Genomic DNA, 17,761 nt, shown 5'->3' with positions numbered 1-17,761 from the left:
ATGGAGGATCAGCCTCGTCCCTTAGCTGAAGCGAAAGGCATGCCAAGCATGCCCAGACGACTTGCAGGCTGCCCGAGTTGTTACCCTCCGGCATCGTCGCCACGCTAAGACGCTCACAGCGTCGTTATCCGCCTACCGACAGTACACCAAGCGACCCCTTAGGAGCGGATAGTCACCCAGTTCGGTACTAGCTGGCGCACAATTGCATGCAACCCCGTTTGAACACAGCAATGAAACGAGAACCGATGATGAAAATGATCTTGATAGGGCTGGCATCACTGTTTCTGCCCTTATCTGTGTGGGCCGCCGAGGGCATGTGGACCCTGGATAATCTGCCCAATAAGGCCATGCAAAAAGAGATCGGCTTTAGTGCCGACGAGGCTTTTGTGGACAAATTGATGCAGTCCTCGGTGCGGCTGGAGAATGGCTGCTCCGGCTCATTTGTCAGCGGCCAGGGCTTGGTACTCACCAATCACCACTGTGTGCGCCGTTGCGTGCAGCAGTTGTCCAGCAAAAACCAGGATTACATTGCCGAGGGTTTCCTGGCCCGCGAGCCGGCACAGGAGCTGCGCTGTCCGGCAATGTCCGTCAGTCGCCTGGAAGAGATCAGCGATGTGACGGCCGAGGTGAACGCGGCCACCGAAGACAAAACAGAGGAAGCCTTTGCCAAGGCGGAAAAGGCCGAACTTGCCGCGATTGAGTCAGCCTGTACTGAGCAGGCCCCCGCGGGCGGCAAGTGCGAGGTGGTCAAGCTGTACCAAGGCGGGCGCTATCACCTGTATCGATACCACCGCTTTGATGATGTGCGATTGGTATTCGCACCAGAGCAGGCCACCGCCTTCTTTGGTGGAGATCCGGATAATTTCAACTTTCCCCGCTACAACCTGGATATGGGCCTGTTGCGGGTGTATGCCAACGGCAAACCGGCGTCGATCGCGCAGTACTTTCCCATCCAGCCTGCAGGGGCTGAGGGCGGAGAAGCCGTTTTCATTACCGGCCACCCTGGTACCACGCGCCGCGGTCTGACCGTGGCGCAGTTGACCACCCAGCGTGATCTGGAATTGCCCCAGCGTTTGATGCTGGCCAGTGAATGGCGGGGGTATCTCACCCGCTATGCAGCCGAAGGCGCCGAGCAGGCGCGCATCTCGCAGGGCGACCTCTTCGGCATCGAAAACGGCATTAAGGCCCGCAAAGGCATGCTGGAAGCGCTGCAAGACCCGGAGGTCTTTGCCTTTAAGGCCCGGGAAGAAGCGCGCCTGAAGGCCTACGTCAAAAAATCCCGCAAGCGCCGCAAGCTGTACGGCGATGCTTGGGAGCAAATCGAGCAGGCGCAAACCACCCTGCGCAACATCTATTGGGAATATCGCATGCTGGAGGCGGGCTCCGGCTTCGCCAGCACCTATTTCGATCATGCTCGGGCGCTGGTGCGTGGCGCACAGGAGCGTACCAAGCCCAACGCCGAGCGTTTGGAGGAGTTCAGTGAGGCCCGTCTGCCACGCGTGGAGCAGCAGTTGTTCAGCGAAGCGCCGATTTACCCTGAGTACGAAGAAGTGACCCTGTCCTTTTCGTTGGCCAAACTGCGGGAGTACCTCTCGCCAGATCACCCGGTGGTGAAGGCGGTGCTGGGTAAAGACTCTCCGGAAACGGTGGCCAAGCGCTTGGTGCAAAACACCAAGCTGGGCCAGCTCAAGTACCGCAAAGCGCTCTGGGCCGATGGCGGCCAAGCCGTCGCCAACAGCGATGATCCCTTCATCGTCTTGGCCAAGCTCATTGATGAGCCGGCCCGCGCCCTGCGCCAAACCTACGACAATGAGGTCAAAGCCGTGGAGACGGCGAACGCCGGCAAGATTGCTGCCGCACGCTTCGCCATGCTGGGCACCAGCGTGTATCCGGATGCCACCTTCAGCTTGCGTCTGTCGTATGGGCAGGTGCGGGGCTGGGAGGAGAAGGGCAAAACCATTGCGCCCTTTACCGCCATTGGCGGTGCCTTCAATCGCGAAACCGGCGCAGAGCCTTTTGCTCTGCCGCAGAGTTGGCATCAGGCCAAAGCAGACTTGGACCTGAGCACCCCCTTCAACTTTGTGAGCACCAACGACATCATTGGCGGCAACTCCGGCTCACCCGTGATCAACAGCCATGCCGAAATTGTGGGGCTAGTGTTTGACGGGAACATCCACTCTCTAGGCGGGGCCTTCTGGTTTGACGAGCGCCGCAACCGGGCCGTGTCCGTGCATGCGGCCGCCATTGTGGAAACCCTGCGGACGGTCTACGACGCACAGTTCTTGCTGGACGAGATGACGCTGCGTTGAGTCAGCGGACAAAAATGCTTCTTCGCCGAACACTGCGGATTGAGCCGGTGACCTTTGCTCGGCAGCTCGGCCTCACTTGGCTCTGATTGGAGCAACATCACGCATCTGAGGATTGAGGATGAGGCTATTCTGAAGAGCCGGTGGTGGCAGGTTGGAGTGTTGGCCCGTTAGGGCCGCATTTCCGAGCGCCGTAGGCGTCTTGTCGCGACTGTGGTCAATCGGCCACGGACGGCCGATTAAGGCTTGCCGCGACACGACGTCGCGTCAAGCCGACCACATCAAGCACAAGCCGCCGGAGGGCACCGCGCAGCGGCGCGAGGAACAGCGGCGCTAACGGACCAACACGCTCCACGCCGCGAGTGCAGCAACGAGGCGCCGTCTGTCATCTACAGAGCTGGCTTAAGCCCAGCTGCCGACCTACGAGGAGGGTAAATGCTCAAGCCATCAAGTTCTGCAGACCTGAGCCAGTATCCCGCTAAACCGCGATGAACCATTAAATAGCCCTGTGTTGCTCCTGGGAGTCGCGAAGGAGGCGAGGAGCGGGAGCCATCTGGCGAGACCCGACGATCTCGCTAGGCCACAAAGTCGGGCATCGGCACTACACTCAGACCATCACCATCGCCCCAAAGGCGGTGACGAATGAAAGGATGGTCGATTCTGATGAATGCCACCCTGCCGCAGCCAAGAGATACAGACCATGAGCGTAGACAAACTCGGCAAGACCGACGACGAAAGAATTGACCAGGTTGTGACCCTGCCACCGCCTGAGCACCTCATTCGCTTTTTCCCCATTTCGGGCTCAGCCATTGAAGATCTGGTAGCAAGCACCCGGCAGAATGTGCGCAACATCCTCTCCGGCCAGGATGATCGTTTGCTGGTGGTGATTGGCCCTTGTTCCATCCACGACCCCCGTTCGGCGCTGGAGTACGCCCAGCGCTTGGTGGCTTTGCGCGAAAAGCACGCACAGCACCTGGAAATTGTGATGCGCGTGTACTTTGAGAAGCCGCGCACCACCGTGGGCTGGAAGGGCCTGATTAATGACCCCTACCTGGACCAAAGCTTCAAAATCGACGAGGGGTTACGCATCGCCCGGCAGCTACTCATTGATATCAACAAAATGGGGTTGCCGGCTGGAAGCGAATTTCTCGATACCATCTCTCCGCAGTACATCGGTGACCTGGTCTCCTGGGGCGCTATTGGCGCTCGCACCACCGAGAGTCAGATTCACCGCGAACTAGCCTCGGGGATTTCCGCACCTATTGGCTTCAAGAATGGCACCGAGGGCAACATCAGCGTCGCGGTCGCGGCTATTCAGGCGGCGGCCAATCCGCATCATTTCCTGTCTGTACACAAGAGTGGGCATGTGGCCATCGTGCGGACCCTAGGCAATCCCCATGGACACTTGATTCTCCGCGGTGGCTTAGAACCCAATTACGACGCTCAGTCAGTAAGCCAAGCTTGTGGCGTGCTTAAAGAGGCTGGTCTCATCGATCGTGTCATGGTGGACTGCAGCCACGGTAACAGCCAAAAAGACCCTGCCCGCCAGGTCGATGTGGTCAAAGAAATCGCGAGCAATATCCGCGCCGGTCATAGCGGTGTGTTTGCGCTGATGATTGAGAGCCACCTCAAGCATGGGGCGCAGAAAATGCGGGTCGGCACCGACTCTCCGGATGCATTGGAGTACGGCAAGAGCATCACCGATGGCTGCCTGGGCTGGGATGACTCCGCCGCGCTACTCGATCATTTGGCCGAAGCCGTGGCTCAGGGCCGTGAACTGAGGCAAAAAGCCTAGCGGTCTGCGTGTCAGGGCCGTGTTGGAATGGGGTCGGCATGAATGACCACATCCAAACTCTGGAAGCGTGCCTGTAGGCGTTGAGCCGCATCTGCGGTAATCGCATGCGCTTGTTCCAAGCTTAAGTGGCCAGCCACCTCTAAGTGCACTTGCAAAAACCGTTGTGGACCTGCGCGCCGGGTGCGCAGGTCATGCCAGCCCATCACCCCTGGTGTGGCCTGCAGCACCGCCTCCAGATCGGCCCGCTCATCCGCAGGCAGTTCCTCATCCATCAACTGCACCAAGGCTAGACGCGCGACCGTCCAAGCCAAGAAACCCAAATAGATCGCCACGAGCAGCCCTACGAGGGGGTCAATCCACACCCAGCCCCACACCGCGCTGCACAGCAAGGCCAGCACGATGCCTGCGTTGACCACCACATCGCCCAAGTAATGTGCGGCATCGGCTGTCACGGCAACAGAACCACTGGCGGAAGCCGCCCGCCGTTGCACTCTGACCAGCACCAAGGTCAACACGATGGAAAGGAGCATCACTGCCACGGCCCATCCGGGCTGATGCAATGGCTGTGGCCGAAACAAGCGTTCTATGGCGTGTAGTGCCACTAATACTGCGCTCCCCGTGAGGAGTCCGGACTGTGCCAGAGAGGCCAGTGGCTCTATACGTCCATGACCAAAACGGTGCTGGGCATCCGGAGGCTTCCTTGCGTAGATCATGGCCAGCAATAACGCGGTTGACGCCACGGCGTCCATTAAGGAGTCCGCCATGCTTCCCAGCAAGGCCAAGGACCCCGTAAACATCGCTGCCGCAGCCTTGAGCAGTGCCAAGGCGATGGCGCTGGCGATGGCAATGCGGGTCACCCAAAGAGGCTGTAGCCAGCGCTCTGCATCCGACGCACTCATACTCGGCTCCCTAGCCTATGCCCGGCCACTGCGAGGGACGGCGCATGTAGATCAGTCTAGAGCACAGTCTATGCAGCCAGGCGCAAACTGGGTAACAGCGTCTGCATGCTCAACCCACTTGAGGCACATTGGTAATTATGAGTCAGCCCAGTCCAGCCCCAACCCTGCGCCGCAGCCTAGGTCCTTGGAGTATGACCCTGTATGGACTGGGCACCATTGTCGGCGCCGGCATCTTCGTGCTCATCGGCGAAGTCATTGGGGTGAGCGGCTCTGCAGCCCCGGCCGCCTTTGTTCTGGCCGCCTCCATTGCCGCGCTTACTGGTCTAAGCTATGCGCAGTTAGCCGCGCGGCACCCACGTAGTGCAGGCGAAGCCGCCTACGTCAACGCTGCTTTTGCACGCGATTCGCTGACCCTGATCATAGGCTTAGCCGTGGCTCTGAGTGGGATGGTCTCGGCTGCCACCATGGCTCATGGCTTTGCCCGCTATCTCAGCAGCCTCATAGCACTGCCCGCTCCGCTCGTTACCCTGGGCTATCTGGCGGCACTGGGCGCGGTCGCCACCTGGGGCATTCGCGAGTCAGCGGCTTTGGTCGGCCTGCTCGCAATCTCCACTGTTGTGGGCCTACTTGCGATTGTGCTGGCAGTTGTTGGTGGCGAAGGACATTGGCAATGGCCGCAGGCTGTTGTTCAGTGGCCGGGGCTGCGCAATACCGCCTGGTTTAGCGGTGCATTCTTAGCCTTCTATGCATTTATTGGCTTCGAAGATTTGGCCAATTTGGCCGAAGAAACACGCCATCCTGGACGGACCTTAGGCATTGCCATTCCCCTATCGATGGCGCTTTCCGCCATGCTGTATGTGCTGCTCTGCATTACTGCCTTAGGCGCTTTACCGGTGCAGGAGCTGGCCGCCTCCGCTGCGCCGATGGTCACTCTGCTGGAATACAGCGGTTACCCCGGAGCAACTATCGTTGCTGTTTTGGGTTTGCTGGCAATTACCAATGGCGCCTTGGCCCAGCTGATTATGGCCGCAAGGGTGCTCTACGGTTTATCCCAACAGCGTCAGCTGCCAGCTTGGTTGGCCAGTGTTCACCCTGGGCGGCATACTCCCTGGGCCGCTACTGTTGTTGCCACGGGTTTCACCATGTCTTTGACCATGATTGGCGGCTTGGTGCTACTGGCGCAACTCACAAGCGCCCTCATCTTGCTGATTTTCACCATGGTGAATCTCGCCTTGGTCGCCCTACTCCGCCAAGAGAAGCGCCACTGGGGACGCTACCTCTTGCCCCTGTTAGGCGCCGCCAGCGCCAGCGGTTTGCTGCTACTGGCAGTGCCTGGAGGGCATGCTTAAGAGGCCACAGCGGCCTCCTGAGCCTTATCCCGCACCCGGCGCAAATCTCGCACCAAGTCCGGGTCCTGCATGTCGATGTAACGCGGCAAATCTGCGGCGAAGCCTTCGGGCTTCACAGCCAAAACATCACAGTCGACGGTGTACAGCAAAGCCTCCGATACCGTGCCGAGAATGGCCTGACGAAGTGCTTTCCGGTAGGTGGTACCAACAACCAGCAAATCCGCCTGATGTTGGCTCACAAAGTCTTGCAAGCCTGACTCGACCACGCTGGTTTGCAAAAAGTGGCAGTGCTCGGCACCAATACCCTGCGCGGCAGCAAGTTCAGCGAATACCGTACGCGCCTGGTTCAGCTGATCTTGGTACACGCGTTCAACCCGCGACAGCTCCAGGGTGGTGTAGGGCAAGGGCGGCATCGCATCGTAGGCGGCGACTAAATCCAAATCCGCCTGACTGAGCTCGGCCATGCTTTGCGCCATACCGATAATGTCGCGATTGAGCCCGCGGGGCTTGTCATGTCGGTTCACTGGGTCCACGGCGGCCAGCACTCGCTGCGGCAGAGCCTCTGTCTGGCGTACCAACATCAACGGCGCTGGGCATAAACGCAACAACTGAGCGTCTAAGGGCGTCAACACATGGCGGGTTAACCAGGCCGCATAACCAATATCCTTGATGACCAAATCAGGCTGACTACGGGCCACCTGTGCCGCCATTGCGGCATGCAAAGGGTGACCCCAGTAAACGCTGCCCACAGCCTCGATTCCGTCCTTGCAAAGCTCCGCACATCGGGACTCCAATGCCGACTCCAGGGCATCTAAGCTGTCCCGGATGGTGACATTCATCAGCCACTGATCCCATTGCCCCCAATGAGCAATGGAGCGTTCGTAGGCAAAGGCAGCCAGCTCCAGGCGCGCGCCGCTGGCCTGGGCTAAGGCAGCGGCACGCTGCAACGCTGGGGAGTGCAGATCTTCCGCGTTGACAATGACAAAGATGTGGTCAAGCTTGGGCATGGTTGTGTCTCCGGCGAGCCTGACACCCTTGTACCCTGATCATGGACACGGCATCTTGACCTGGGTCAATTCATCAAGGGACATGGCATGAGCGGGCCACGGCAGTCTCAAACGGAGGTCTCCCACAGCACTGCAGTCCGCCGCAAACCTATGCTGCGGCTGCGGCCTCGCCCCAATCGTCGGCTTCCGGCCGAGCTTCATGCTGAGCCGGTGTATCAACAAGCCTGCCAATGGCCTGAGCATGAGCGCGAACAGCGACTCGCTGTTTTACTCAGCCGCCTGGATCAGAGCCATTGGCGGCATGGGGATCCGCTGCAGCTCTACACCGCTGGGCGCTGCGCTTACGCGGCCATGCTGGCCAACATAGCTGCAGCTGAGTCCGAAATATTGCTCGAGTCCTACATCATCCGGAATGACCAAACGGGCCAGAGAATTGCCCGCGCACTCGGCTTAGCCGCTCGGCGTGGGATCAGCGTGAAAATTTTGGCTGACGCCTGGGGCAGCTCCAGACTGCGCCCGCCGTTCTGGGAGGCCCTGGCTGATGCAGGCTCCGAGTTTCGCTTGTTTCGACGGCCACGGTCGGCACCACGAATCTTATTACCCATTCTTGATCACCGTAAGCTGCTGATCGTAGACCGCCAAATCGCCTACACGGGCGGTATGAATATCGCCGATGAATACCATTATGGGCGTGATGGCATGCCCCCCTGGCGGGATACGCATATCCGCGTACAAGGCAGTCTCGCCGTGGACATGGCTAGGCTATTTTTCGAGAGTTGGGAACTCGCCGGCGGCGATGGCGTACTCATTCCCAGCAGTACAAGCAAAGCCCAAGCGGGGCCGCGCTCGCTGCTGTTGGACACCCTGCCAGGACGTGGACAACAGGAAATGCATGCCGCCATTGCGGGCTTACTGGGCGCCGCAAGGCAGCGTGTCTGGATTAGCAATGCCTATTTTGCACCGCAGCCTTGGTTGCTCAAGATGCTGGCGGATTGTGCACAGCGGGGGGTGGATGTTCGCCTATTACTCCCTGGCCCCACCGACGTCCCCTGGGTACGTTACGCCGGGCAGGCAGCTTATACCCAACTGCTGCGTGAAGGGGTTCGAATTTATGAGTACCAACCGGCGGTGCTCCACTGCAAAACCATGCTGGCCGACCGAAATTGGGGGCTCGTGGGCTCCACCAATTGGGACGCACGCTCTTTTCGCTGGAACCACGAATGCAACGTGCTGGTTTGGGACCATGCCATCAATGCCGAATTGGCTCAGCATTTTGAGCAGGATCTTCACCACAGCCTAGAAATTAACCTGCGAACATGGCGCAGACGACCTCTGGCGCAGCGTCTCCGCAATGCGCTCTTTGCATTGTTCAGGGCCTGGTTGTAGGTCGGCTGCGCACCCTATGCACCGGCCAAGAGCTCAGCCATTTGCGGCCGCAGAACTTGGGCCCAGCGGCGAACTTTGCAAATTGACGTAGGTCATGAACCATGGGTGTGGGATCGGGCAGGCTCGTGACTGGACTCGCCATTGCGCACTGTTTTGGAGGTGATCATGTCTACTGTGTCTCATATTTTGCTGGCAACGGATCTTTCCCCCGCTAGTCGCCATGCCGCCGAGCATGCGGCAGCTTGGGCGCGGCGACACCAAGCCAAATTACACCTGTTCTATGTGCAAACGCCCCTGCAAATTGAGTACAGCTGGCTGGCGTTTGCGGAAACCGCCGAGCAAATCGAGGAGGTACAACAAGCAGCAGATAAAGCCCTGAGCAAATTGGCAGCGGAGCTCGACGCTCCCTGTACCTATTCCAGCGTGCGCGAGCCTGCAGTTGCCCCCACTGTTGCGGACTACGCCAAGAACAATGCGGTGGACCTAGTTGTTGTAGGTAGCCATGGCTACAAGGGTTTAGCGCATTTTGCGCTAGGCAGCGTTGCGGCTGAAGTGGCTAGGCTCAGCCCCGTACCTACGCTGGTAGTGAGCAGCAAACACGCGCAGCCACCAGAAGAACTAGGCGCGATTCTGGCAGCCGTCGATTTTTCTGCTCTGGCGCATGATGCTTTCCGCTATGCCGGTCAGCTTGCTGAGGCAGCCAATAGCAAATTGATCGCCGCTCATGTGGTTGATCCTGCCCCATTACCTCCGTATTACCACGATGACTTCTTGCAGGCTGGTCAAGAGCAAGCCCGCAAAAGTTTGGATCAATGGCTGGCCGAAACGGAGCTATCCGAGCAAGCCGAGGGGGTGATTTCCCATGGGCACCCTCACCAAAAGCTGGCTGAGCTCGCCAAAGATTTCGCTGCTGATCTGATTGTTATGGGCTCACAGGGCTTACGCGGTTTAGACCGCTTTCTTCTAGGGTCGACCGCCGAGCGCGTTCTGCGCGCAGCGCCCTGCCCGGTATTGGTCTACCGCAACGACCTCTACGCCTAAAAACCACAATCCTAAGCACAGCGCCGGAATCTCAGATTCCGGTGACTGTGCTTGGCTCCTTACGGCCTGGTATCACAGCCCTAGGTCTGCATCCGAGAAGGCGTAGAGCTCCCGAAGCGCTCAGCGCGCAATGGAACCAGATACTGGACAATTTTTACATTGAGGGCGATATTGCAGGCTGCCGAAGCTTGAGAACCGTCGGCATCTACAAAGGAGAACCTCATGAAAATCGCGCCCCTCGCGGCCATCGCGCTGCTGTGTCCGTTGACCGCACTCGCTGCTACGCCTTCCAGCGGCACTTTGACCATTTATGAAACTGAGCTGAGCTTTGGCGAAGGCCCTGTGGTCGGAGTCAACCCTACGCCCGCTATCGCTGCCGAGACCGGAACGGGGATTAATTGCGAGCCAGGGATCACCTGTGACCGCTTTGACCTCACCATTGATGTCCCGGACAACCTGACCGAGGTGTACCCCACGGCCATTCTGCGCCTGCAGATGTCCTGGACGAACCCCACTGGCCTGGAAGTTGAAGACTATGACTTCTACGCCTATGACGCAGATGGCAATGAAATTGGCTCTTCCGCAGAGCTGAATGCCAACAACCCCAACGAAGCCATCACGCTGGCCGTCACCGGTGGCGTGTCCGAGATTCGCCTGGATATGGTGTATTTCGCCGTGGCCGGCTCTACCTATGAAGTGGTCGCAACCTTAGACTTGGGTCAGCCCTCACCAGATGCTGACCTCGAGGCCTTCTTTGCCGACAACCCGCCCGATGATGGCGCCATGGGCTTCTTTATTGCTGCCGACGAAGATCAGCGTACCGCGCAAGCACGCTCTGCCCAGTCCAGTGGCGGTGGTGGCTTGGGCGGCCTGTTGCTGGTGTTGGCCACTTTAGGATTGCGCCGCCGAGGCTGAGTTCGCCTGATTAAGCGCATCAACAGGCCTCGCAACTGCGGGGCCTTTTTCTTTTTTTGGACCCTGAAGCAGTGATTCGCGACCACTGAACAGGGCCCGAGCAGGCACAATCAACAACGCGCCTAGAGTGAGCCCCCGGCAACCCAGAATTTTTGGGGCGAGTTCCGCAGCGCGTCCCCCATCTCCTGCACCGACCCCTATGCCTGCTCTGCACCGTCTCCTGCTTGCGCTTTACGGCGTTCATCTGCCGCTGGTTTGTCTCGCGCAAACAGCGGAGTCAACCTCGTTGGACGCGGTGGTGGTGACCGCCACCCGGGAGGCAACGGCAGTCGATCAGCTACCAGCAGCAGCCACGGTACTGGATGCTCAGGAGCTACAGGAACGTGGACTGGAGCGCATTGGAGATCTGAGCCGCCGGGTACCCAACTCCCAACTCAATCTCACACCAACCAACACCTACTTGGTCATGCGTGGCCTGGGTACAGGTGAGGTTCGCAGCGCCGAGCAATCCGTAGGCGTGTTCATTGATGGTGTTTACTACGGACGCCCACAGCTTGCCCTATTTAGCTTTTATGACCTGGACCAGGTCGAAGTCTTGCGTGGGCCTCAAGGAGCGCTGCTCGGCAAGAACACCATCGCCGGGGCAATAAACCTGCGTACCCGTGACCCTGAGTCATGGAGCAACGTTCAGGGCGCAGTCTTAGGCGCCAGCCGTGATCGCGAAGAATATCGTGTCGCCGCCAATCTGGCGGCGTCGGATCGGCATCAATTCCGACTCGCCGGCTTGGTGCAACGGGAAGATGGCTATTTGTTCAACACCACATTGCAACGCGAAGATTTGGGCCGGCCGGGCGAAGCTCTGCGCGCAAAATGGCAATGGCAGCCGCAGCCAGAACTGCTGATGCAACTGAGTCTGAGCCATGCCGCCGTGCGTCAGACCGGGGACGGTTTTGAGTTGATAGCTGCCAGCGATGAGGAACTCGCGCTTTATCAACAATACGACGCACAAACCAACACCGACCCAGCCGACAGGCGCACCGCTACCGACAATGCCAACTCGGCGGGTGATATCGACGGCCAAGACGCGCATTGGCGCCTAGAGTGGCGTCGAGGCGCCGCCTTTTGGCAGCTCTCAGCGCATGCCTACCAACAACAGGTGATTGCCGACTTTGATGCCGACTTCACCGCGATTCCCCTGCTGACCTTTCCCTCCACGGAAGACTATCGCCAATACAGCTTGGATTTACGCAGACAACACACATGGGGGCTATGGGATATCACGATGGGTCTCTACGCCTTCCATAGCGATCTGCAGCTGCGCGTGAACATTGGCCTGTTGCCCGAGGGTCTGGCCGGACTGAGCCGTGGAGTGCCACTCCTGGGCAACGCGGTGCTGGCCCCACTCGCTGCAGCACTCGGCCCCATCAATAATCTGGCCAGCGATACATCCCGTCATTTTCTCGACCAGCAAATCCGCACCATGAGCGGACTGATTGCCGCCAAACGCCCACTGAGCAGGAGCTGGTCCCTGCGCACGGACTTACGCTATACCTACGAGCGCAAACCAGGGCGAGCGGTACTGGACTATGACAACAGCGGCCTGATCTTCCAAACCTTTTTGGGGGAGTCGCCATACGATGTGGAGGATGAAGTCCTCGCCAGCGCGTTTACGCCCCAGCTATCGCTGCTGTGGTCACCACCTGATTCAGGCTGGAGTGGCTACCTCACGGCAGCGCAAGGCTTTAAAGCAGGAGGGTTCAACAATTTAGCGGCCCAAGGGGACCAGGTGATCTTTGAGCAAGAAGACTCCACCACCCTAGAGGCTGCGCTACGTTGGGAGCGCGGTGGATTGCGCGCCGAACTTGTGGCCTTCGCCACCCGCTTCGATAATTTACAGGTGGCGGTCTTCGACGGCACCCGCTTTTTTGTCGACAACGCCGCCGCGGCGCAAAGCCAGGGCGTGGAAACAGCCCTGCTCTGGCGACCATGGCCTCAACTAAAATTGGAGTTTGCTGCTGCTGCCTTGAACGCGCGTTACCGTGAATTTCGCAATGCGCCCGCGCCAGCCGGGAGTGACTCAACCACGCAAGACCTCTCAGGCCGCACCTTGCCACGGGCGCCCCGCTACAGCGGCCACATGGGCATGGAATACCGACAGCCACTACCGGGTTTTGATCTCAGTGTTGGCCTTCAGGCGGAGTGGCGCAGCCGCCAGTTTTTGAACCTGGACCTAGACCCCCTGCATGAGCAGCCTGGGTATCTGCGCTGGGATGCGCAAATGGTTCTGCGTCCTGCCACGCTGCCCCTAGACCTGATCTTGAGCGGGCAGAATTTGAGCGACAAACTCGTACGCCGCGAAGCCGCCGCCGCGGCCCTTTTCGAGAACACCCGTTTTGGCAGCCATGCCCCACCACGTACCGTGGGAGTGATGTTGCGCAGCTACTGGGAGTTTTAGTAGAACCAAGCCCGGCGCAGGCGGCTGATTTCACACTTCAATGTCGCCAGGACCTCAGTCAAACAGCCTCAGGAGCGCTCGCGGCTACTTTTAGGGTGAGCCAGCCGGCATGAAGGTCAGGGGCTGCTCGGCGGCTGGGCCATGCCGTGTGGACTCGAAGCTGGAGTTTGCCTCGCAGGTCTGACAGGCGTGCATGAGTTTGTCACGGCGCATTTGCTCCAAGGCTTCTTTGTGATAGGTCTTCAGTCGCGCCAGGTACTGGTCAACCACCTGAGCTGCGGGCATGCCCAAGCGACCCACCTCCGGAGACTGCGGCAAACAACATAAATGCACGCTGTGATGCGGCCCATTCACCAACATACCCGAGGCGGTGGCAAAGCAGCTTCTGCCTGGCAACGCTCGCGGCAAGATGCGCTCAAACCATGCCTCTTGATAGCCCTCGCAACCGGCGCGCCCCCGCCCGGTATGGAATACCGTGGGGTTGGTGTAGTACTCGGCAATGCCGTCCAGCCTGGTAACTTCGGCGCGAACAAATTCGTCCACCGTATCGGTATTCACCACAATGCGCAAACGCTCTCGGGGAACAACCTCTAGCAGCTGATCGATGCCTTTGAGCTTGAGCGTGGAATACACATACAGCTTACTCACGGCAGGGTCGCGCATGGCTCGCTCGCCGACCTGGGCTAAGTACTCTGGGCGCATGAGTGGCTCGCCGCCATAGTAATGCAGCCCTAGAGGTTTACCCCTGCGCCGATATAACTCTTGCAGCAGGTCAAAGAGCATGTCTTCGCCCACATCCAAATCCGCTGGAGGCCGACCGGGCAGGGAATCTACGCAGCAGAAATCACAGCGATAAGGGCACTCCCAGAACGGCACATAAAAGATGCGTGACAGCATGGGAGTCTGGCGCAGGTTGTGCCAGATGACGGAGGCGAGATCGCTGACCATAGATTCTCTTTGCTTGAATTCACAGCCCCATCCGCCTTGTCGAATCAATGCCTTTGCACAGCAGCTGCAGCCTTGGCGGCTCTCTGCAGGCGGTTGGGGCCACGGAACATTGACAGGCCCCGGCATACTAAGTGTTTGGGCCCGTCTGTGCTGGATGGGCCTCAGTATTGATCAGCAAAGGATTGGCCACCTTGACCCAAGACATCACCATTACCCGTCCGGACGACTGGCATGTGCACCTACGCGATGGGCAGATGCTCAAGGATGTGGTGAATTACACCGCAAAACAGTTTCACCGGGCCATCATCATGCCCAACCTGAAGCCCCCTGTGACAACGGTGGAAGCTGCCGTGGCCTACCGCAATCGCATTCGCGAAGCCCTAGACCCAGCACTTGATTTTCAGCCATTGATGACGGCCTACCTCACCGACGACATTGATCCCGCAGAGATCACGCGAGGGTTCGAGTCCGGAGCCTGGACGGCCGCCAAAATGTATCCGGCCAATGCCACCACCAATTCCAGCTCCGGAGTCACCGATGTGCGCAACATCGAGGCCGTGCTCGAGCGCATGGAAGAAATTGACATGCCGCTGCTCATTCACGGCGAGGTCACCGACCATAACGTGGATGTTTTTGACCGAGAGGCTGTGTTCATCGACACCATCCTCAAGCCACTCATTGAGCGCCACCCGGATTTACGCGTCGTGCTTGAGCACATCACCACCCGTCAAGCAGTGGAGTTTGTGCGCGCCGCTGGTCCCAAAGTGGCCGCAACCATCACTGCGCATCACTTAATGATCAACCGCACCGATCTGTTCCGTGGCGGAATTCGACCACATCTCTATTGTTTGCCCATCGCCAAACGCGAAGAGCATCGCCAAGCCCTGCGCGAGGCTGCTACCAGCGGCGATGCTGCCTTTTTCCTCGGCACCGATACCGCGCCGCATAAGGTGAGCGACAAAGAGTCCGACTGTGGCTGCGCCGGTATCTTTTCCGCCCCGGTCGCTATCGAGACCTATACCCAGGTCTTTGCCGAAGAACAGGCCTTGGACAAGCTTGAGGGCTTCGCTAGCTTGCATGGGCCGGCGTTTTATCGGCTCCCGGAAAATAGCAGCAAGATCACCTTGCGCGCGCAGGAGTGGTCGCCTCCAATGCACATCCAGCTCAGCGACGGCGACAGCATCCGCCCCTTCTGTGCTGGCGACACCTTGCACTGGAAGCTGGTCGCATAAGGCCCTAAGCTCATGTCGATACTGGTTCGCAGGTCGAGCCGCGATACCGGATCAGTACCCGCCCTTCGTGCCGGTCAACCGAGGACACACCATGGCTCTGATGCAACCACTGCGTAGTTTTGACCACAGCCGCACAGCCGCTGGGCAGCAAACTCGTGTGGAAGATACGCGCGCTTGTGCACAGGATTTTCGCGAGCAAATGTTAGCTGGCCCCAAGGTTCGCTACTTTGAGTCCTTTGACCTAATCCGGGTGCCCTACCCCAGCCGGTATGGCCTCCGCAACGCCTTTTCCCGCGAACGCTGGGTGGAGTATGTGCATCTGCAGAATCGACTTTTTGTGGTGCAGTTCGACAGCTCAGAGGGCGTAAAAACCTTGCTGGTGTCGCCATCCGACCATGAGCGCAATGGTGAAACACCCTTCTTTAAACGCGTCCAGGCGAGCACACCTCAGTTCATTATCGACCGCATCGTTCAGCGCCAGGCAACAGTCCCGCAGGTTTTAGACCGACTGGGCTTGGCTCCTGAAGACGTGGACTACCTTACCTACGACCATTTGCATACGCAGGATCTGCGACGCTGGTTGGGCAGTGCTGATGATGAAGCCTTCTTCCCCCAGGCCAAGCTACTCGTCCACGCACAGGAATGGGCCAGCGCCGCTGACCTCAACCCTTATCAGGCGGATTGGTACTGCCCCCAGGGCACCAAAGGCATTGCCGAGGATCGTCTGCTGCGTTTTGAAGGCTCGGTGATGCTCGGAGATGGGGTCGCCTTAATCCACACTCCTGGCCATACCGAAGGCAATCATTCCATCGTGGTGCATACCGACGAGGGGCTATGGGTGATCAGTGAAAACGGCATCTCGGTGGATGCTTATGCTCCAAGTTTGAGCGCTGCCGCTGGCGTCGCTGACTACGCAAAGGCGCTGAATACCGAAGTCATTATCAACGGCAACACCTTAGAGAACTCCGTGGATCAATACATTTCCATGGTGGCGGAAAAAACCATTGCCGGCCCCAGCAGCCGCGACCCGCGCTACCCCAATATGTTTCCCTCGTCAGAGATGATGCCTTTTTGGCTCTTTCCTGGCGCCAAGCCCAGCTTCACGGTAAGCCATGCACGGCATGGCAAATTACTCAGCGGGACGGCGCTACGCCAAGTCCGTCACGCCCAGGCCGCCGCATAAACCACAGCTCAGGGCGGCGACACCGTCACTCAATGTGGAACTGACGCTCGCTGCTGGTTTTTTCATCGCAGCTTAGCCTAGCGCGCCGGAACCCCTGTTACACAAGGTGGGTCTTTATACGGACCATACCTGTGTGATGGGAGGGACAAAAATGCAGGTACCGCTGTTGGACTTGCAAGCCTTACACCAGCCATTGCGGCCAGCCCTGCTGCAAGCCATGCAGCGTGTCGTCGACTCCGGGCAGTTCATTGGCGGCACCGAAGTGGAGGCCTTTGAGGCCGAACTCGCCCGTTACTGCGGCGTGCCCCACGCTATTGCTATGAGCTCTGGTACAGATGCGTTGCTAGCCCTGCTCATGAGCCTGGATCTTGCGCCCGGAGCAGAGGTGATCACCACCCCCTTTAGTTTCGTGGCTACTAGCGGTTGCCTAGCACGACTCGGCTTGAAGGCCGTCTACGTCGACATCGACCCAATCACGTACAACATCGATGCTGAGGCCGTCGCCTGCGCCATCAGTTCCAACACCGTCGGCATCTTATGTGCCTCCTTATTCGGGCAGTGTGCCAACCTCAGCCGCTTGGAAGATCTGGCTCAAGCCGCCGGCATCTGGCTGGTGGATGACGCAGCCCAGGCCCTGGGCGCCAAGCATCATGGGCAGCGCAGCGGACAGATTGGCCTAGCCGCCACCACCTCCTTTTTCCCGGCCAAGAACCTCGGTGGCTTGGGCGATGGTGGTGCGGTGATGTGTTCAGACCCAGAACTTGCACAGCGGCTGCGGCATATTCGTAATCATGGCTCAGCGCGGCCTTATAGCCATGACCTGCTGGGGGGAAACTTTCGCCTGGATGCCCTACAAGCCGCGGCGTTGAGGGTGAAGCTGCCCTACCTGGACGGGTGGCTGGAGCAACGGCGGGCCCAAGCCCATCGCTATGACCAAGCCTTGAGTAAGCACCCCTGGATTCGCACGCCAAGCACGGCCGCAGGGAATTGGCATAGCTACAACCAATACGTGGTTCGGGTCCCCGAAGCGCGCCGTGAGGAGTTACGCACCCTGCTGAGTCGGCGCGGTATCGCCAGCGCCGTGTATTACCCCAGCGGCCTGCATGAACAACCCTGCTTCCAGCATTGGGGATACCACACAGGAGACTTCCCCCAGACCGAACTCGCCGCCCGTGAGGTACTGGCCCTGCCCCTACTCGGCATCGATGGCGACATGGTGGTCGCCGCCCTTAAGGAGGCTTAAGC

Annotated in this window: 13 protein-coding genes; 10 read left to right on the top strand and 3 right to left on the bottom strand. The window is 59.1% G+C overall.

Annotated features, from left to right (window positions below; translation table 11 throughout):
- Positions 1-248: 248 nt before the first annotated feature.
- Positions 249-2,309 carry a S46 family peptidase gene (locus tag KI787_10165; protein MBV6630316.1) on the top strand — a complete coding sequence of 687 codons (2,061 nt, stop codon included), beginning with the start codon at positions 249-251 and terminating at the stop codon, positions 2,307-2,309.
- A gap of 697 nt (positions 2,310-3,006) precedes the next feature.
- Positions 3,007-4,101: a 3-deoxy-7-phosphoheptulonate synthase gene (locus KI787_10160; GenBank protein MBV6630315.1), complete on the top strand. Its 1,095-nt coding sequence runs from the start codon at positions 3,007-3,009 to the stop codon at positions 4,099-4,101.
- An 11-nt stretch (positions 4,102-4,112) separates the two neighbouring features.
- Here the strand turns inward: KI787_10160 and KI787_10155 are convergent, their stop codons facing one another.
- Entirely contained in the window at positions 4,113-5,000 is an 888-nt protein-coding gene (locus KI787_10155; protein MBV6630314.1) for a cation transporter, read from the bottom strand.
- A 137-nt stretch (positions 5,001-5,137) separates the two neighbouring features.
- On the opposite strand from KI787_10155, the gene KI787_10150 reads away from it, so the two are divergent.
- Positions 5,138-6,349, top strand: a complete 1,212-nt coding sequence (locus KI787_10150) for an amino acid permease (protein ID MBV6630313.1) — start codon at positions 5,138-5,140, stop codon at positions 6,347-6,349.
- Here KI787_10150 and KI787_10145 read toward each other — a convergent pair.
- Positions 6,346-7,356 (bottom strand): universal stress protein, encoded by a 1,011-nt coding sequence (locus tag KI787_10145; GenBank protein ID MBV6630312.1) that lies wholly within the window; start codon positions 7,354-7,356, stop codon positions 6,346-6,348. The two genes, KI787_10150 and KI787_10145, sit on opposite strands and share 4 nt — an antisense overlap.
- An 87-nt stretch (positions 7,357-7,443) precedes the next feature.
- On the opposite strand from KI787_10145, the gene KI787_10140 reads away from it, so the two are divergent.
- The 4 genes from KI787_10140 to KI787_10125 all read left to right on the top strand — a co-directional run bounded on the left by KI787_10140 (position 7,444) and on the right by KI787_10125 (position 13,153).
- Complete coding sequence (locus tag KI787_10140) at positions 7,444-8,742, top strand: hypothetical protein (protein MBV6630311.1); 1,299 nt, start codon at positions 7,444-7,446, stop codon at positions 8,740-8,742.
- 165 nt (positions 8,743-8,907) lie between these two features.
- Positions 8,908-9,783, top strand: coding sequence for a universal stress protein (locus KI787_10135; GenBank protein ID MBV6630310.1), 876 nt, complete (start codon positions 8,908-8,910; stop codon positions 9,781-9,783).
- 222 nt (positions 9,784-10,005) lie between these two features.
- Positions 10,006-10,698 carry a hypothetical protein gene (locus KI787_10130; GenBank protein MBV6630309.1) on the top strand — a complete coding sequence of 231 codons (693 nt, stop codon included), beginning with the start codon at positions 10,006-10,008 and terminating at the stop codon, positions 10,696-10,698.
- 199 nt (positions 10,699-10,897) lie between these two features.
- Positions 10,898-13,153 (top strand): TonB-dependent receptor, encoded by a 2,256-nt coding sequence (locus tag KI787_10125; protein ID MBV6630308.1) that lies wholly within the window; start codon positions 10,898-10,900, stop codon positions 13,151-13,153.
- 90 nt (positions 13,154-13,243) lie between these two features.
- On the opposite strand, the gene KI787_10120 is transcribed toward KI787_10125, so the two are convergent.
- The gene (locus KI787_10120) at positions 13,244-14,101 is read right to left on the bottom strand and encodes a radical SAM protein (GenBank protein MBV6630307.1); all 858 of its coding nucleotides are present in this window, start codon (positions 14,099-14,101) and stop codon (positions 13,244-13,246) included.
- 203 nt (positions 14,102-14,304) lie between these two features.
- On the opposite strand from KI787_10120, the gene pyrC reads away from it, so the two are divergent.
- The 3 genes from pyrC (at position 14,305) to KI787_10105 (ending at position 17,759) form a co-directional block, all read left to right on the top strand.
- A complete protein-coding gene (gene pyrC / locus KI787_10115) occupies positions 14,305-15,333 on the top strand; it encodes a dihydroorotase (protein MBV6630306.1) in 1,029 nt (342 codons plus the stop codon).
- Positions 15,334-15,424: 91 nt separating this feature from the next.
- Complete coding sequence (locus tag KI787_10110) at positions 15,425-16,516, top strand: hypothetical protein (GenBank protein MBV6630305.1); 1,092 nt, start codon at positions 15,425-15,427, stop codon at positions 16,514-16,516.
- A gap of 151 nt (positions 16,517-16,667) precedes the next feature.
- Complete coding sequence (locus KI787_10105) at positions 16,668-17,759, top strand: DegT/DnrJ/EryC1/StrS family aminotransferase (protein ID MBV6630304.1); 1,092 nt, start codon at positions 16,668-16,670, stop codon at positions 17,757-17,759.
- The last annotated feature ends 2 nt before the right edge of the window (positions 17,760-17,761 follow it).

This window comes from Oceanococcus sp. HetDA_MAG_MS8 (assembly GCA_019192445.1).
Classification (GTDB): domain Bacteria; phylum Pseudomonadota; class Gammaproteobacteria; order Nevskiales; family Oceanococcaceae; genus MS8.
This window is presented reverse-complemented; position numbering and strand designations above follow the sequence as displayed.

Bases quoted from the DNA above. Each gene is read 5' to 3' on its own strand.
- KI787_10155 (MBV6630314.1), bottom strand. From the start codon at position 5,000: ATGAGTGCGTCGGATGCAGAGCGCTGGCTACAGCCTCTTTGGGTGACC.
- KI787_10160 (MBV6630315.1), top strand. From the start codon at position 3,007: ATGAGCGTAGACAAACTCGGCAAGACCGACGACGAAAGAATTGACCAG.
- KI787_10125 (MBV6630308.1), top strand. From the start codon at position 10,898: ATGCCTGCTCTGCACCGTCTCCTGCTTGCGCTTTACGGCGTTCATCTG.
- KI787_10150 (MBV6630313.1), top strand. From the start codon at position 5,138: ATGAGTCAGCCCAGTCCAGCCCCAACCCTGCGCCGCAGCCTAGGTCCT.
- KI787_10140 (MBV6630311.1), top strand. From the start codon at position 7,444: ATGAGCGGGCCACGGCAGTCTCAAACGGAGGTCTCCCACAGCACTGCA.
- KI787_10165 (MBV6630316.1), top strand. From the start codon at position 249: ATGAAAATGATCTTGATAGGGCTGGCATCACTGTTTCTGCCCTTATCT.
- KI787_10110 (MBV6630305.1), top strand. From the start codon at position 15,425: ATGGCTCTGATGCAACCACTGCGTAGTTTTGACCACAGCCGCACAGCC.
- KI787_10135 (MBV6630310.1), top strand. From the start codon at position 8,908: ATGTCTACTGTGTCTCATATTTTGCTGGCAACGGATCTTTCCCCCGCT.
- KI787_10105 (MBV6630304.1), top strand. From the start codon at position 16,668: ATGCAGGTACCGCTGTTGGACTTGCAAGCCTTACACCAGCCATTGCGG.
- KI787_10130 (MBV6630309.1), top strand. From the start codon at position 10,006: ATGAAAATCGCGCCCCTCGCGGCCATCGCGCTGCTGTGTCCGTTGACC.
- KI787_10120 (MBV6630307.1), bottom strand. From the start codon at position 14,101: ATGGTCAGCGATCTCGCCTCCGTCATCTGGCACAACCTGCGCCAGACT.
- KI787_10145 (MBV6630312.1), bottom strand. From the start codon at position 7,356: ATGCCCAAGCTTGACCACATCTTTGTCATTGTCAACGCGGAAGATCTG.